This is a genomic window from Polaromonas sp. P1_G4 (assembly GCF_056405475.1).
On sequence record NZ_JBFUCA010001008.1, the window covers coordinates 1 to 688 of the forward strand.

Annotated in this window: 2 protein-coding genes; one reads left to right on the forward strand and one right to left on the reverse strand. The window is 61.5% G+C overall.

Annotated features, from left to right (window positions below; genetic code table 11):
- Window positions 1–21 precede the first annotated feature (21 nt).
- Window positions 22–165, forward strand: a complete 144-nt coding sequence (locus AC1D1X_RS25050; RefSeq protein ID WP_477699597.1) for a magnetosome magnetite crystal formation protein family — start codon at window positions 22–24, stop codon at window positions 163–165.
- Between the two features lie 81 nt (window positions 166–246).
- Here AC1D1X_RS25050 and AC1D1X_RS25055 read toward each other — a convergent pair.
- A partial coding sequence (locus AC1D1X_RS25055) for a serine O-acetyltransferase (protein ID WP_477699596.1) occupies window positions 247–688 on the reverse strand: 442 nt, incomplete at its 5' end.

Genomic DNA, 688 nt, shown 5'->3' on the forward strand with positions numbered 1-688 from the left:
ACCATCGGCTATGTGGCGGCAATGATCCTGACCTTTGTGCTGATCGGCTTTCTGGTGTTCGCGGCGCTGGGCATCTGCCACCTGGTGTTCTGTGTCATGGGCGCACTGGGCGCCTCCAACGGCAAGGCCTTCCGCGTGCCGTTCGCGCTTCGCCTGATCAACTGAAGCCTAACGGCGAAAACAAAAAAGGAAGGGCTCGCCCTTCCTTTTTTTTGCCCGTCTTATTCGCCTGCCTGTCTCACTGCCTTATTTACCGACCAGCTGATTGAGCTTGTCGGCTTCAAAGGTTTCCGTAAGCGCGGCGTCCTGCGGCACGCAATCCTTGCTCATGGCCGTCTGCGGTCCGGAGAGTTTCTCAATCGCTTGCCACAGCAGGGCGATCTGGTGCTCCTGGCCGGCGGCGCTGTCGATCAGCCCGCGCATGGCTTGGGACAGCGGGTCATCCTCTTGCGTGATGCCATAAGCCGAAAACTGGGTAATGGTGACGTCGGCGCTTTCCCCGGTCTTGGAGGGAATGATGCGCGCCGGGATGCCCACCGCCGTGGCGCCTGCCGGAACCGGCTTGATCACCACTGCGTTGCTGCCAATCTTGGCGCCGTCACCCACCAGGAAACCGCCAAGCACCTTGGCCCCCGCACTCACCACCACATCGCGGCCCAGGGTTGGGTGGCGTTTGGTGCCCTTGTAC

What these genes read in the sequence shown, in the direction of transcription:
- AC1D1X_RS25050 (WP_477699597.1), top strand. Translation starts at nt 22, where the DNA reads ATGATCCTGACCTTTGTGCTGATCGGCTTTCTGGTGTTCGCGGCGCTG.